Raw genomic sequence first — 13,783 nt, forward strand, 5'->3', positions numbered from 1 at the left:
ATAATCGCCATGAAAACCTTCTTCCACCCTCAGCAACGCTTGCATCACCCGCGCAGCTACCTGTCCCGTGGGCAGATGCGCGAGCCTCAGGAAATTCCGGCCCGTATCGACCCGTTGCTGGCCATGGCCCGCCAGCTTGGCTTCGCGATCATCGAGCCGGCTGATCACGGCCTGGCGCCGCTGCGCGCGGTGCACAGCGATGCCTACCTGGACTACCTGCAAAGCGCCTACGCCCAGTGGCACGAGGTCGACGAGGACTGGGGCGACGAGGTGATGTCGAACATCTTCATCCGCGAGAACAACCCGCTGCGCGGCATTCTCGGCAAGACCGCGCGCTACCTGGCCGACGGCAGCTGCCCGATCGGCGAGCACACCTGGACGGCCGCTTACTGGTCGGCCCAAGCCGCCATCGCCGCCGCCCTGGCGGTACGTGATGGCGAGCCCCAGGCCTATGCGCTGTGTCGCCCGCCGGGTCACCATGCGCGGGCCGAGGCGGCCGGGGGCTTCTGCTTTCTCAACAATGCCGCCATCGCTGCCCAGGTGCTGCACGCCAGTTTCGAGCGGGTCACCATCCTCGACACCGACATGCACCATGGCCAGGGCATCCAGGAAATCTTCTACGAGCGCGATGACGTGCAATACGTCTCCATCCATGGCGACCCGACCAATTTCTACCCGGTGGTGGCTGGCTTCGAGGACGAGCAGGGCGCAGGGGCCGGCAAGGGTTATAACCTCAACCTGCCGATGGCTCATGGCGCTTCCGAGGCGGACTTCTTCGCCTGTCTGGGCCAGGCCGAACATGCGATCAGCGCCTTCGCGCCGCAGGTGCTGGTGCTGTCGCTGGGCTTCGATATCTACGAGAACGACCCGCAGTCCAAGGTCGCGGTCAGCCACGCCGGCTTCGAGGAACTGGGCCGGCGCATCCGCGCCCTCGGCCTGCCGTGTGTGGTGGTGCAGGAGGGCGGTTACGACATCGCCACCCTCGACGAAAACGCCTCGCGGTTCTTCAAAGGACTGCTTGGTTGATCCGCCTGTAAGGCGCCATCCGCGTTCTCGCGGTGGCGCTTTGCGGGAGCGTTCCTGCTGCACCCCGATGATCCAACAGTACTGGCAGCCATTTATGGCGCTCGTTGGCTTGGCGGTGCCGAGCACAGCGGATCTTTCAAGATATTTCCGTCTGGAAATGGAAGTGAACTAACGTTCCGGCAGGGCAATCTTCCCTAGGCGCAGTCAGCGCGAGCCAGATGGGCCGGTGCATCCGCATCGAGCGCCAGTCCTGGGTCGCTGAACGATAAGGAGCCGCCGTGACCGTTACCACCCAACCCGACTACCGCTGCACACCAAGCCCGCTACACGCGATCTTGCTGGCCGGAACCGTCCCCCTGTTTCTCGGCGCGTTGCTGAGTGATATCGCCTACTACAACAGCTTCCAGATTCAGTGGACCAACTTCGCGGCCTGGCTGATCGCTGGCGGGTTGTTGTTCGCCGGCCTGGCCTTGCTGTTCGCCCTGGCAAACCTGATCCGCGCCGACCGCAAGGCCGGGCGTCCGGTGATGTATCTCGTGCTGCTGCTCGTCACCTGGGTGCTCGGGTTGGTTAACGCCTTCGAGCACGCCAAGGACGCCTGGGCAGTCATGCCGTCCGGCTTGGTACTGTCGGTAATCGTCAGCGTGCTGGCGGTGATCACCGCCTGGTTGGGGCTGAGTAACCTGCGTTCGGGAGGTGCCCGATGAAAACTGCAGGCGCACTGACCACCTTGAGCATGGCGCTGCTGCTGAGTGCATGCGGCGGCGAAGCGGAGACCACCATCGAGCGCGGCCCGAACCCGAAACTGCCCGAGCCGCAACGCGGCCTGTTGCCGAGCATGAAGATCGCCGAACCGGCCGAATGGGGCGATAAGGTGCCTACCGTACCGGACGGTTTCAGCGTGACGGCAATCGCCACAGACCTGAAGATTCCGCGCCAGACGCTGGTACTGCCCAACGGCGACATTCTCGTCGCCGAAGGCCGTGGTGGTAACGCCGCCAAACTCAAACCCAAGGATGTGATCGCCAGCTACATCAAGGCCCAGGGCAACACCAAGGTCAAAGGTGGCAATCGCCTGACCCTGTTGCGCGACGCCGACGGTGACGGCACTTACGAAACTCAGTCGGTATTCGCCGAGAACCTCAACGCTCCATACGGCCTGGCCTTCCACGAGGGCAACCTGTACGTGGCCAACCAGGACGCCGTGGTGCGCTTCGACTACCAGGACGGCCAGACCCAGGCCAGCGGCGCGCCGACCAAGGTCATCGACCTGCCATCAGCGATCAACCACCACTGGACCAAGGCGATGACCATCAGCCCCGATGGCCGTTACCTGTACGTCGGCATCGGCTCGAACAGCAACATCGGCGAGCGCGGCATGGAGGTCGAGGCCGACCGCGCGCTGGTCTGGCAGATCGACGCCGCGAGCGGCATGCACAAGTCCTATGCGACCGGCCTGCGCAACCCGACCGCACTGACCATTCAGCCGGAAACCGGGCAGCTGTGGGCGGTGGTCAATGAGCGTGACGAGCTGGGCCCGGATCTGGTGCCGGATTACCTGACCTCGGTGCAGGAGGGCAAGTTCTACGGCTGGCCGTACGCCTACTGGGGCCCGAATGCCGACACCCGCGTGCAGCCGCACAAGCCGGAAATGGTCGACATCACCATCAAGCCGGACTACGCCCTCGGCTCCCACGTGGCCGCGCTGGGCGTCGACTTCTCCATCCCAGAGATGGGCGAGCAGTTCGCCAACGGCGTGTTCGTCGGTGAGCACGGCAGCTGGAACCGCGACAACCCGGTGGGCTACAAGGTGATCTTCGTGCCGTTCGCCGATGGCCGCCCAGCCGGTGAGCCCATCGACTTCGCCACCGGTTTCCGTGGCGACGATGGCAAGACCCGCGGCCGCCCGGTGGGCGTGACGGTCGACCCGAAAGGTGCGCTGATCATCGCCGATGACCTGTCCAACACCATCTGGCGTGTGACGCGCGACCAGTGATGCAGACGTCTCGGGGCGCTTGTCCGCCCCGAGACGCTGCGGTTATCGGGCGCTGATCATCCAAGCCGGCGCCCGCTAACTGCTCCATCGTGCAAGCTCCGTACTGATGCAATGTCAGTGCTTTTGTCGTCATGCATTCCCCCTTGATCGAAGAGCAAACAGAGCGCCTTGCGCTGCCGAAAATCAGCGAAACGTACAACCGGTGGGCGCGCGAAAACGCTACGCTCGCCGAGCAGATTGCGATCATTCGAGGGACATCAAATGGCGGAAAAGCAGCATCACTACGACGTGCGCGTGACCTGGACGGGCAACGAGGGCAGCGGCACCGCGTCCCATCGCGGCTACAGCCGAGCGCATAGCATCGAGGCGCAGGGCAAGGCGCCTATAGACGGTTCCTCCGATCCGAGTTTTCGCGGTGATCCAGCACGCTGGAATCCGGAAGAGTTGCTGGTTGCTTCTCTTTCCGCCTGCCACAAGCTCTGGTATCTGGGGCTGTGCGCCGGGGCTGGCATAGTGGTGACCGCCTACGAGGACAACGCCCAGGGCGCGATGCTCGAACAGGCCGATGGTGCCGGGCAGTTCACCTCGGTGGTACTGCGGCCCAGGGTGACCCTGGCCGCCGGTAGCGATCTGGAAAAGGCCCGCGCGCTGCATCACCAGGCCCATGAAATGTGCTTTATCGCCCGCTCGATGAATTTCCCGGTCAGCCACGAGCCCGAGTTGCTGATCGACAGCGCCGGCTGAACGGCGCGGGTCGCCCCGATGCCGAGGCGGCCCGCATCGCGCTAACGACGGCGGAAGATCATGCCACCGTGGTGCAGCGTATTGCGGTCGACGAACTCGCCGTCGGCGGTGAAACCGGTGTCGTCCCAGTAATCGATATGCGTACCGTTAACCTCGTAACGACCCTGATAGGCACTTTCCCTCGTGCCACGCGCTTCGTCGTAGCGGTTGTCGGGCAACAGTTCGTGGCGGATCTGCCCGTCGTCGGTGACCCACATGCCCACGTAGGGATGCACAGTCATCTGGCGTTCCTCCTGTTGAGTTTTGCTGCTGGTGGCCGCCTGGCTCGAAGCGAGCGCTGTGGTCGGCGTCAGCAGTTGCAGTGCGCCCAGCAGCAGGGCGCCCGCGCTGCAGGTGATGGTTTTTTTTCGCGCGGCGACCGTCATTGGGCTGGAGCCGGAATGCGCTGTAGCACGTCGTCGTACGGCGTCAGGTCGAGGTAAGCGGTCACCTCGTAGGCCTTGTCTTCACGCATGCGGAATATCCATGCGTAGCTGTTGCTGTAAGGCTGGCCGTCGCGCGCCACGCCGGTGCCATCCCACTGGATTATCACGTGGTCGCCATCGGCCCAGACTTGTTTGCTGACCGGGCGAATCGGTGTGGATAGGCGCGACACGAACGGCCGCACCGCCTGATCGACAAACTGATCCACGCCGCGATACACGCCGGCACTGGGGCCTGAACCCTTGATTGTCCAGACCACATCCGGGGTCAGCATGTCGCTGAAAAAGCTGCTGCCGCCGGCTGCCCAGCGGTCGAAGGCTTCGCTGACCGTCTGTTTGTTGCGAGCTTCTAAGTCTCTCTCTGTGTTGGCCTGTACCAGGCTTGGCAGCAGAGTGCTGAGCAGTAACGCGCAGCTCAGGGTAGCGGCGCGGGTAGCGCGCAAGGTTGCAGTACGCATGGGTGAAATCCTCTTTCTGGATGATCGGCGGGCGTTATCACTGCTTACGCTCGAGTGCCTGATCGTCTGAGTGACTGGTAGTGGTCGGCGGTTGCAAGAGTGGGGCATGATGGCGCTCCACTGACGCGATTGCCGATCCGACGTGAATCAGTCTGCCCTTGCCTCAGCCCGCGGTCATAGCAGGATCGTCCTGGATACTTATCCGATCATCCCCTGAAATGCTTTGTAAAACCTCGATTAGCCGGGAAATAGCCATGGATTCGCTGCAGAAGCTGGTACAGATCATCGGCCGCCATACGCCTATGGACGGCATTCACCCGACGCCAATCCCCGGCGTCAGTCTGGTTCGCTCGTGCACGCCAACTGTGCCGATGCCGGTGGTGTATGAGCCAACGCTTTGCCTGATCGTCCAGGGTCGCAAGCGGGTGACGGCGGGCGCCACGACCTACATCTACGATGCGGCCAATTACCTGGTCGCCTCCGTGGACATTCCGGTGATGGGCGCGGTGATCGAGGCGAGTGAGGAGATGCCCTACCTGTGCCTGGTGGTGGATCTGGACATGCCGACGCTGAGCGATCTCGCTCTGCGCTATCCCGCTGATGACAAAGACCGGGCGCCCGCTGCCGGTATTCAGCTCGGCGAAACCACACCAGCGCTGCTCGACGCCGCCGCCAGGCTCGTAGGGCTGCTTGACGCTCCAGATGACGCGGCTGAATTGGCGCCGTTAACCGTGCGCGAGATTCTCTACCGGCTGCTGACCGGTAGCAGCAGCGCCATGGTGCGGCAGGTGGCCAGGGCCGATAGCCGCCTGAGCCAGATCGCCAAGGCCATCGTCTGGTTACGCAGCCACTACAGAGAAGCCTGCCGAATCGATGATCTAGCCGATATCGCCGGCATGAGTCGCTCCACCTTTCACGCCCACTTCAAGGCCGTCACGGGCACGAGCCCGTTGGAATTTCGTACCCACCTGCGTTTGCAGGAAGCCCGTCGCCTGATGGTCGCCGAGGCGCTCGATGCAGCCGGTGCTGGCTATCGAGTGGGCTACGAAAGCCCGTCGCAGTTCAGCCGTGATTACGCACGCTTTTTCGGCCTGCCACCGGCCAAGGATGCCAGCCGGCTGCGCGGTAGTGCCTGGGCGCCGGCGTAGCAATCGAACGCTGTTGCGGCTAATGCGCGAGGCAGTTTTTATCGTCATGAGCGGAACTTTTCTGCGAACTTTCAACTGATTTTCCAGGTTTTTGGCTCGTTATAATTTGCAACGAGTCGGCACTTGAGAACCTAGCGGCGCCTGCTAGATTGGCGCTGCGACGCCGGGCCCCTCTGACAGCTAACAGGCTGCCATGTCGGAGTTGCAGTTTGTACAACTCTGACTTAGGAGGGGCTCATGAGCACCCTAGTACCGTTCTTAATGGCCGACTTCCTCGGCACCGCCACCTGGTTGTGGCTCGTCTTCATCACCATCGTCATCAGCCTGCTGGTCTTCGACCTCGGGGTGCTTCACCGTGAGCATCGCGAAATCGGCGTCAAGGAAAGCCTGTTGTTGTCCGCCGGCTACATCACCGCAGGCCTGCTGTTCGGCCTGTGGGTGTGGAACGTCAAAGGTGACACCGCCGGCATGGACTTCTACACCGGCTTCCTGATCGAGAAGTCGCTGTCGATGGACAACGTGTTCCTGATGGCGATGATCTTCAGCTTCCTGGCCATCCCGCGTAAGTACCAGCATGAAGTGCTGTTCTGGGGCATCCTCGGGGTCATCGTGCTGCGTGCGTTGATGATCGGCCTGGGCGCTGCGCTGATCGCTCAGTTCAGCTGGATTCTCTACGTGTTCGGCGCGTTCCTGCTGCTGAGCGGCGTGAAGATGCTATTCAGCAAGGTCGACGACCACCCCGACCTCGCCGAAAACGGCATGGTCAAGTTCCTGCGCAAACACATGCGGGTTACCGACCGTTTGCACGAAGGCCGCTTCTTCGTGCGCCAGCCGGATGCGGACGGCAACATGGTGCGCTGGGCTACGCCGCTGTTCCTGGCGCTGGTGCTGATCGAGTGTGCTGACCTGGTGTTCGCTATCGACAGCGTGCCGGCGATCTTCGCCATCACCCAGGACCCGTTCATCGTCTACACCTCGAACATCTTCGCGATCCTGGGCCTGCGCGCGCTGTACTTCGCCCTGGCGGCGATGATCCACCGCTTCGCGTACCTCAAGTACGCCCTGGCTCTGGTGCTGGTGTTCATCGGCGCGAAGATCTTCCTGGTCGGCATTATCGGCAAGACGCCGCCGGTAATTTCCCTGAGCGTGACGCTCGGCCTGCTGATCGGTGGCGTGCTGCTGTCGCTGTGGAAAACCCGCAACGACCCGCCGGCTCTCGACGCTGAAAAGACCCCTCACTGACGTCAGACGCCCCGGCGCCGCCGGGGCTTTTCACTGGAGATACGCCATGAACCCATCACCCCTCTCTGCACTGGCACTGGTTGCAGTGATCGGCCTGACCCTGGCCGGCTGCGAAATGGCCGAAGAGTCGGCACAGAAACTCACCGAGAAGGCCGAGCAGGCCGTGCAGGAAATCGCCCGCGAAGCGGTCAGCGATACCGTCAACGCCTTCAACGAGCAGATCGACGAGGTGCAGAAATCCACCAACGAAATGCTCGGCAAGCCGGAGGAGGGTGCCAAGGAGGAGAGCGAACAGCAGGAGAAGCCCGAGCAGGAAAAGCCGCGCACCTTCCCCAATGACAGCGTGGAAACCTGATCGGCGATTTGTTCACGGGGAAGGGAGGCCCCACGGCCCTTATCGATCACGGCGCTTTGCGTAGAACCTGTTCACGGTCTAATGGTTGAATTTCACTGAGTTTGAAAGTGAATCCGCGAACTCAGCCATTACTCAATCGTGTGGGAACGGGCCATGCCCTTGAATTCGCGGGCATGGCCCGCTCCCACAGGTACTGCATCGATGCCCGCTTCTGCCTTGTAGTTGCCACTTCATGTGCATAAAGATCATGAATAGCTATGTAGGGTGGATGACGCTCTTTTCATCCACCATTGCGATTGCGGAGCGGTGGACGGATGAAGCGTCGTCCACCCTACGAAAGGCCGCTACTACCACTTAGCTGCCAAAATCGACGAACCTGGGCTGAAAGATAATGAACAGACCGTAGGATGGGTTTCACCCATCCTACGGTCTGGCGTTGTCGAGCAGGCCGGCGGCCGCTTCGACCAGCTATGTAGGGTGGATGACGCTCTTTTCATCCACCATTGCGATTGCGGAGCGGTGGACGGGTGAAGCGTCGTCCACCCTACGAAAGGCTGCTTTGTAGCTGCCGCTTCATGCGCATAAAGATCGTGAACAGGCTCTTAGCCCACCTCTCGCTTGTCCGCCTCGCCAGCCTGCGACCAGCCCTGGCTAAGTATCAAGCGAGTTAAAAATGGACCGCTTGCATGCCCGGTATCACATCCAGGTTGTGGTAAACCACAAGCCCTTTCTCCTCAGCCAACGCCACCAGCCGATCCGCTTTGCTGGACGGCCCCGCCACACGCAGCAGTGCATCGCAGCGGCTGAGCAGCAGTTGCCGGTAGCGCTCGGTATCCACCGTTGAATCGTCCTGCGCCGGCCAGTTTTCCATAACCGGCAGGTGTCCGGCCTGCAGCAGCCTGGCCGCGCTGGTCTGTACTTCGTCATCGGCGCCGGCGATCAGGATCATCAGGGGCGCGACTGGCATCAGCGCCTTCAGGTACTGCAGCAGAATGATCGTTTTGCCATCCATGATGCGGCCGTCTTCGATCATCGCCAGGGCTTCGGTGAAGGGTAGCTCCAGCACTTCGATATCTTCGCCTTCCTCAGCCAGGCCACCGCCATCGTTGACGCGATCTTCGGGCTGATATTCACCGACGAAAAAATGCAGGCGCTCGGTGACCGAGCCCGGGCTCATGAAGGCGTCGTAGATCTTGCGCACCGATTTAACGCGGTAGCCGGTTTCTTCTTCGGCTTCGGCGCGGATGCGTTCTTCGGGGCTGGCGTTGTCCAGCAGGCCTGCTGCCGCCTCGATCAGGTAGCCGTCATGCTCGTTGACGAATGCCGGGATGCGAAATTGACGGGTCAGGATTACCGTGCGTTTGGCCAGGTTGTAGAGGCCGATGGTTGCGCCGTTGCCGCGGTCATACACTTCGCGGGTCTGCGGCTGCCAGGTGCCGTCGCGGCGCTGCAGCTCGAAATCGATCTTCTTCAGTACGTACCAATTATCCGAAAGCAGATGCTGCCCTACGATTCGAACATTCCGATTGCTCACAGGCGATGCCCTCGCTGGCTAATCAAATTTCTGAAGTGTTTCAGAGCCAAATGGCAGCCCCAAGTTCGCCGCTAGCTGACACAATCCGAGCTTCGGTCGCTGAGCCGCAACGTAACTGGCTGACAGGTGCGCAAATTGGCAGATAGACGAAGTTTTAGCGAGGCATTGCAGGGGCAGAATCTACGATTCGTGGCGCCCAAGGGCGGTGCGTTACGCCAGACCCGCGTGGGCTTCCTGTTGCACGAGCACTTCTCTCTACCAGCGTTCACGCAGGCGCTGGATGTTCTGGTCACGGCCAACCTGATCAGTGCTGGCCTGTTCGTCACGCGCACCTTCAGTCTGGATGGCCAGGCGGTGACCAGTGATCTGGGAATCGTCATCTGCCCGGATGCCGAGTTGACCGGCAAGGACCTCGCCGAGCTTGATTTGCTGGTGGTGTGCGCCGGCTTGCGCACGCCGCTGCGCCCGAATGCTGCGCTCAAGCAATTGCTGCGCAGCGCAGATGACAAACAGGTGGCCCTGGCCGGGCTGTGGAGCGGCGCCTGGTTTCTTGGGCATGCGGGACTGCTCGATGGCTACAAATCTGCGATTCACCCCGAACACCGCGCTGCACTGGCGGAGATTGCCCGGCACAGCCAAGTGACCTCGGAGAGCTTTATGGTCGACCGCAATCGGCTAACTGCGGCGAGCCCGACCGGGGCCTTTCATATGGTGCTTGAATGGATCAGCACGCTACATGGCAGCGCGTTGGCCGAAGGCATCGTCGGCATCCTGGCGTTCGAAGAGTCGCGCTACAAAAGGGTCAAGCCGACCCTGCACGCGAAGATGAGCGAGCCGCTGCGCACGGTAATCAACCTGATGAGCGCGAACATCGAAGAGCCGCTGAGCACCGATCAGTTGGCCAGTTATTCCGGCCGCTCACGCCGCCAGCTGGAGCGGCTTTTCCAGCAGCAGCTGGGCACCACGCCCGCCCGTTATTACCTGGAGCTGCGTATCACCGAAGGCCGCCGGTTGCTGCAGCACTCGGACCTGCCGGTGCTGGACGTCAGCGTCGCTTGTGGCTTCGTTTCGCCGAGTCATTTCAGCAAGTGCTACACGGCGTACTTCGGCAACTCGCCGTCTAAGGAAATTCGCCACGGCAATGTGAAGTCGACACGCTAGGGCGTGCCAGTACTTTTTGAGACTCGAAGCGCGGATGGGCCGAGCTGGCCAGGCAGCTCCAATGCTCCCCAGCGTGCCATCGCAAAGTCGACAAAGCGGCGCAGCTTGGGCAACTGATAGCGATCGGGCGAGTAGATCAGGTGCATCGGTCTGCTGGGTAGCTGGTACTCCGGCAGCAGGGCAACCATCCGGCCATCACGCAAATCTTGTTCGGCATAGGCATCGGGCAGCATGACGATGCCGCCGCCCACCGTGGCGCTTCGGTACAGCGCTGCCGAGCTGTTCATCACCATCGTGCCGCTTATCTCCACCGTGACTTCACCTTCCGGCCCCATCAGCCGCCAGTGCTTGTCTACGCCACTCCAGTCATCGCCGGCGGGGTAGGCGAAGGTTAGGCAATTGTGCGCTTGTAGGTCTTGCGGCGTCAGGGGTACGCCACGGCGTGCCAGGTACTCCGGCGAGGCGCAGAGGGTCATGGTGTAGTCCTGCAGGGGCCTTGCGATCAGGCGGGCGTTGTCCTGCATGTTGCCCATGCGGATGGCCGCATCGAAACCGCTGTCGAGCAGGTCCACCCGCAGGTTGCTGAGCACCAGGTCCAACTTGACCTTGGGATACTGCAGCGAGAACTCGCACAGCGCCGGTGCCAGCACTTCCGAGCCGAAGGTCAGCGGCGCGGTGATGCGCAAGGTTCCTGAAGGTTCGTCCTGGGCCTGTTCGGCCAGGCGTTCGGAAGCGGCCACCAGGCCCAACACTTCCAGGCAGCGCTGATAATAGGCCGTACCGAACTCCGTCAGCCGTTGGCGCCTGGTGGTGCGCTTGAGCAAGCTCACGCCCAGACGTTGCTCCAGCGCCCGCAGGTGGTTCCCGACCATGGTGGTGGAAATCTCACATTCCTGAGCGGCGGCGGTCATGCTGCCGGTTTCCACGACTTTGACGTACACCGACATCGCCTGGAACAAGTCCATTATCAAGTCCTGGTTAAAAATGATTGAAGGATTACGGTGTTTATCCAGTATGGGTGGCTAACGATACTGCAAAAACCACCTGATGACTTCTGGAGCGTTACGTCATGACCCCCGACTGCCTGATGTCCACCTACAAGCCCCTGGCCCTTAGTTTCGTCCGTGGCCTGGGCGCGCGACTCTGGGATCAGGCCGGTCGTGAGTATCTGGATGCCGTGGCTGGCGTTGCGGTAACCAACGTCGGCCACTCCCACCCTTTGCTGGTCGCCGCTATCAGTGAGCAGGCGGGCCTGCTGTTGCATACCTCCAATCTGTACAGCATCGACTGGCAGCAACGCCTTGCGCAAAAGCTCACCCGCCTGTCAGGCCTGGACCGGGCGTTTTTCAACAACTCCGGGGCGGAAGCCAACGAGACGGCCCTCAAGCTGGCGCGGCTGCATGGCTGGCGCAAAGGCATTGAGCAGCCGCTGGTAGTGGTGATGGAAAACGCCTTTCACGGGCGCACGCTGGGGACCTTGGCCGCTAGTGATGGCCCTGCCGTGCGCCTGGCGTACGGCGCCTTGCCAGGGGATTTCGTCAAGGTTCCATTCGGCGATCTGCCAGCCTTCGAACGCATCTGTACACAGCATGGCCATCGCATCGCTGCCGTGCTGGTCGAGCCGGTGCAGGGCGAGGGCGGTGTACAGGTGGCGCCGAAGGGTTATCTGCAAGCGCTGCGCGAGCATTGCACGCGGCGCAACTGGTTGTTGATGCTCGATGAAATCCAGACCGGCATGGGCCGCACCGGGCAATGGTTCGCCTTTCAGCACGAAGGCATCGTGCCGGACGTCATCACGCTGGCCAAAGGCCTGGGCAACGGCGTGCCCATCGGTGCCTGCCTGGCAAAGGCCAGCGCTGCCGACCTGTTTACGCCCGGCAGCCACGGCAGCACCTTTGGCGGCAACCCACTGGCCTGTCGCGCAGCCTGTACGGTGGTGGACATCATCGTACAGCAAGGCCTGGTGCAGAACGCACGTGAACAGGGGCAGCACCTGCTCGAGCGGTTGCGTGAGGTGCTGAACGGCCATCCGGAGGTCGTGGCCGTTCGCGGCCTGGGCCTGATGATCGGCATCGAGCTACAGAAGCCGATCCCCGATTTGGTAGCACTGGCAGCCCGCGATCACGGGCTGCTTATCAATGTGACACGCGGCAAGACCATCCGGCTTTTGCCGCCCCTGATCGTGGGCTCGGCGGACGTTGAAGCGATCGTACGGGGCATCGCTGACACCCTGAAAGGCGCTGAGGTAGTTCGCCAATAAGCGCCTCAGAAGAATGGCCGCGAGGCCAGCTCGACGCCGAGCAGGATCAACAGCGTCATAAAGCACTGCCGAAAGCGCACGGGGCTGACCCGTGCGCGCAGCTGCTGTCTGTCTGAACGAAGGGCCCAAACGTGCCTGTCAGCAGGCAGATAACCGCCGCACCAAGCTGGCTTCTCCGCCGCAAAAACGCTTTCACACTCGCAATTGGTGCGCCTGCTAGCTCGTTGCAAAACTAAGAAAAATACGGTTTTTTACGCGCCTGATGGTTTTTCGCCCTCGATAATTCGCTCACTTCCCAACGACTTTTCACACCTCGGGATTTTCTATCCGAGGAGCGAGCGATGAATCATCTCCATGCCATCCCCCAGCCTCTGTCACTGGCCTGCCGCGTCGACATGGCGGGAGGCGCCGATGATTGAGTCGCCGCGCATTCTGCTGATTGACGACGAAAAACCGGTTCGCAAGCTGCTGCGGAGCAATCTCGCTACCCAGTCGTTCACCGTGCTGGAAGCCGCCACAGGCGCCAGGGGCCTGTGGCAGCGATCCAGTCGCCGCACCTGATCATTCTCGATACCAGCCTGCTGGACGCCATCCAGCCCGGCGACACGCTGATGGTCACCCGGCTCGACCGCCTGGCGCGTAGCACGCGGGATCTGCTGGAGATCACCGAGCCCTGGGTTAGTGGCAACGGCGCGGGGCATGCAGTTCGACGCCAAGCCCTGCCTGACTGACGAGCAGATACGTCTCGCCCGCCAGATGATCGAACAGGGCTGCTCGGTCAGCGATGCCGCCAGTAAGCTCGGCGTACATCGCTCGACGCTTCACCGGACGCATGGGCGTATGAGGCAGCCCGCGCGCTGAGCAAGTCAGGTGCGGGCTGTCAGTTTTCAATGACGGCTTGGGCTGACGCTCTGTGCAGCGTCGACCAGTCGTTCGATGGCCTGCCTGTCCATCCTGTAGGCCACCCATTTACTGTCCGGCTTGCCGCCCAGTCGGCCATAGAACGCTTGCGCTCGCTCGTTTCCCCGCAGCACATCCCATTTGAGCCGTCTCGCACCTTTGCGTTGCGCCAGCATGGCGACGCGCTGCATCAGTGCCTGGCCCAACCCTGTGCGGCGATGCCGCTCGCGAATATACAACTCCTTGAGTAGCAGAGTGGGGCGCAGATCGAAGGTGAAGGGGATTTCCAGCACCACGGCATAGCCCGCCACGTTGCCATCGAGGTCAGCGACCAGTACCTCGCACTGCGCGTGCGGGCCGAAAGCGCGGCTAAGTAGTGCCTGCTCATCGATCTTGAAGTCATCGAGGTAATCCTCGAACTCGGCCAGTTCGCGCATCAATTCGAGCAGCGCGGGCACGTCCCTCGGTTCGGCCGCT

The 13,783-nt window shown here is 62.0% G+C and carries 16 protein-coding genes; 11 read left to right on the top strand and 5 right to left on the bottom strand.

Annotated elements, in window-relative coordinates; genetic code table 11:
- Positions 1-9: 9 nt before the first annotated feature.
- The 4 genes from BUC40_RS10300 (at position 10) to BUC40_RS10315 (ending at position 3,766) form a co-directional block, all read left to right on the top strand.
- Positions 10-1,026 (top strand): histone deacetylase family protein, encoded by a 1,017-nt coding sequence (locus BUC40_RS10300; RefSeq protein ID WP_073265324.1) that lies wholly within the window; start codon positions 10-12, stop codon positions 1,024-1,026.
- Positions 1,027-1,304: 278 nt separating this feature from the next.
- A complete protein-coding gene (locus BUC40_RS10305) occupies positions 1,305-1,733 on the top strand; it encodes a DUF2231 domain-containing protein (protein WP_073265325.1) in 429 nt (142 codons plus the stop codon).
- Positions 1,730-3,022 carry a PQQ-dependent sugar dehydrogenase gene (locus BUC40_RS10310; RefSeq protein ID WP_073265327.1) on the top strand — a complete coding sequence of 431 codons (1,293 nt, stop codon included), beginning with the start codon at positions 1,730-1,732 and terminating at the stop codon, positions 3,020-3,022. The genes BUC40_RS10305 and BUC40_RS10310 overlap by 4 nt, the downstream gene beginning before the upstream one ends.
- 261 nt (positions 3,023-3,283) lie before the next feature.
- On the top strand, positions 3,284-3,766 hold the full coding sequence (locus BUC40_RS10315) for an OsmC family protein (RefSeq protein ID WP_073265329.1): 483 nt from the start codon (positions 3,284-3,286) through the stop codon (positions 3,764-3,766).
- A gap of 41 nt (positions 3,767-3,807) precedes the next feature.
- Here BUC40_RS10315 and BUC40_RS22670 read toward each other — a convergent pair whose 3' ends face one another.
- The gene (locus BUC40_RS22670) at positions 3,808-4,047 is read right to left on the bottom strand and encodes an Atu4866 domain-containing protein (protein WP_073266193.1); all 240 of its coding nucleotides are present in this window, start codon (positions 4,045-4,047) and stop codon (positions 3,808-3,810) included.
- Positions 4,048-4,187: 140 nt separating this feature from the next.
- Complete coding sequence (locus tag BUC40_RS10325) at positions 4,188-4,706, bottom strand: nuclear transport factor 2 family protein (RefSeq protein WP_073265331.1); 519 nt, start codon at positions 4,704-4,706, stop codon at positions 4,188-4,190.
- A 254-nt stretch (positions 4,707-4,960) separates the two neighbouring features.
- On the opposite strand from BUC40_RS10325, the gene BUC40_RS10330 reads away from it, so the two are divergent.
- From BUC40_RS10330 to BUC40_RS10340, 3 genes are all read left to right on the top strand, one after another.
- Positions 4,961-5,854, top strand: coding sequence for an AraC family transcriptional regulator (locus BUC40_RS10330; RefSeq protein WP_073265333.1), 894 nt, complete (start codon positions 4,961-4,963; stop codon positions 5,852-5,854).
- 237 nt (positions 5,855-6,091) lie between these two features.
- Positions 6,092-7,096 (top strand): TerC family protein, encoded by a 1,005-nt coding sequence (locus tag BUC40_RS10335; RefSeq protein WP_073265335.1) that lies wholly within the window; start codon positions 6,092-6,094, stop codon positions 7,094-7,096.
- 46 nt (positions 7,097-7,142) lie between these two features.
- Positions 7,143-7,451, top strand: coding sequence for a hypothetical protein (locus BUC40_RS10340; RefSeq protein ID WP_073265337.1), 309 nt, complete (start codon positions 7,143-7,145; stop codon positions 7,449-7,451).
- A 667-nt stretch (positions 7,452-8,118) separates the two neighbouring features.
- Here BUC40_RS10340 and BUC40_RS10345 read toward each other — a convergent pair.
- A complete protein-coding gene (locus BUC40_RS10345; RefSeq protein ID WP_073265339.1) occupies positions 8,119-8,985 on the bottom strand; it encodes an NUDIX hydrolase in 867 nt (288 codons plus the stop codon).
- A gap of 135 nt (positions 8,986-9,120) precedes the next feature.
- Between BUC40_RS10345 and BUC40_RS10350 the strand changes: the two genes are divergently transcribed.
- On the top strand, positions 9,121-10,146 hold the full coding sequence (locus tag BUC40_RS10350) for a GlxA family transcriptional regulator (protein WP_073266195.1): 1,026 nt from the start codon (positions 9,121-9,123) through the stop codon (positions 10,144-10,146).
- Here the strand turns inward: BUC40_RS10350 and BUC40_RS10355 are convergent.
- Entirely contained in the window at positions 10,143-11,111 is a 969-nt protein-coding gene (locus tag BUC40_RS10355; protein ID WP_244160628.1) for a LysR family transcriptional regulator, read from the bottom strand. The genes BUC40_RS10350 and BUC40_RS10355 overlap by 4 nt on opposite strands.
- A 104-nt stretch (positions 11,112-11,215) precedes the next feature.
- On the opposite strand from BUC40_RS10355, the gene BUC40_RS10360 reads away from it, so the two are divergent.
- From BUC40_RS10360 to BUC40_RS23135, 3 genes are all read left to right on the top strand, one after another.
- Positions 11,216-12,406 (top strand): aspartate aminotransferase family protein, encoded by a 1,191-nt coding sequence (locus tag BUC40_RS10360; RefSeq protein ID WP_073265341.1) that lies wholly within the window; start codon positions 11,216-11,218, stop codon positions 12,404-12,406.
- A gap of 411 nt (positions 12,407-12,817) precedes the next feature.
- Positions 12,818-12,967: a response regulator gene (locus tag BUC40_RS22680; RefSeq protein WP_139272160.1), complete on the top strand. Its 150-nt coding sequence runs from the start codon at positions 12,818-12,820 to the stop codon at positions 12,965-12,967.
- Positions 12,940-13,137, top strand: a complete 198-nt coding sequence (locus BUC40_RS23135; RefSeq protein WP_073265345.1) for a recombinase family protein — start codon at positions 12,940-12,942, stop codon at positions 13,135-13,137. Before BUC40_RS22680 ends, BUC40_RS23135 begins: the two co-directional genes overlap by 28 nt.
- Before the next feature lie 156 nt (positions 13,138-13,293).
- Here the strand turns inward: BUC40_RS23135 and BUC40_RS10375 are convergent, their stop codons facing one another.
- Positions 13,294-13,764 carry a GNAT family N-acetyltransferase gene (locus BUC40_RS10375; RefSeq protein WP_244160629.1) on the bottom strand — a complete coding sequence of 157 codons (471 nt, stop codon included), beginning with the start codon at positions 13,762-13,764 and terminating at the stop codon, positions 13,294-13,296.
- Positions 13,765-13,783 lie beyond the last annotated feature (19 nt).

Source organism: Phytopseudomonas punonensis (assembly GCF_900142655.1).
Lineage (GTDB): Bacteria > Pseudomonadota > Gammaproteobacteria > Pseudomonadales > Pseudomonadaceae > Aquipseudomonas > Aquipseudomonas punonensis.

What these genes read in the sequence shown, in the direction of transcription:
- BUC40_RS10315 (WP_073265329.1), top strand. Translation starts at nt 3,284, where the DNA reads ATGGCGGAAAAGCAGCATCACTACGACGTGCGCGTGACCTGGACGGGC.
- BUC40_RS10300 (WP_073265324.1), top strand. Translation starts at nt 10, where the DNA reads ATGAAAACCTTCTTCCACCCTCAGCAACGCTTGCATCACCCGCGCAGC.
- BUC40_RS10340 (WP_073265337.1), top strand. Translation starts at nt 7,143, where the DNA reads ATGAACCCATCACCCCTCTCTGCACTGGCACTGGTTGCAGTGATCGGC.
- BUC40_RS10325 (WP_073265331.1), bottom strand. Translation starts at nt 4,706, where the DNA reads ATGCGTACTGCAACCTTGCGCGCTACCCGCGCCGCTACCCTGAGCTGC.
- BUC40_RS22670 (WP_073266193.1), bottom strand. Translation starts at nt 4,047, where the DNA reads ATGACTGTGCATCCCTACGTGGGCATGTGGGTCACCGACGACGGGCAG.
- BUC40_RS10355 (WP_244160628.1), bottom strand. Translation starts at nt 11,111, where the DNA reads ATGGACTTGTTCCAGGCGATGTCGGTGTACGTCAAAGTCGTGGAAACC.
- BUC40_RS22680 (WP_139272160.1), top strand. Translation starts at nt 12,818, where the DNA reads ATGATTGAGTCGCCGCGCATTCTGCTGATTGACGACGAAAAACCGGTT.
- BUC40_RS10360 (WP_073265341.1), top strand. Translation starts at nt 11,216, where the DNA reads ATGACCCCCGACTGCCTGATGTCCACCTACAAGCCCCTGGCCCTTAGT.
- BUC40_RS10330 (WP_073265333.1), top strand. Translation starts at nt 4,961, where the DNA reads ATGGATTCGCTGCAGAAGCTGGTACAGATCATCGGCCGCCATACGCCT.
- BUC40_RS10310 (WP_073265327.1), top strand. Translation starts at nt 1,730, where the DNA reads ATGAAAACTGCAGGCGCACTGACCACCTTGAGCATGGCGCTGCTGCTG.
- BUC40_RS10335 (WP_073265335.1), top strand. Translation starts at nt 6,092, where the DNA reads ATGAGCACCCTAGTACCGTTCTTAATGGCCGACTTCCTCGGCACCGCC.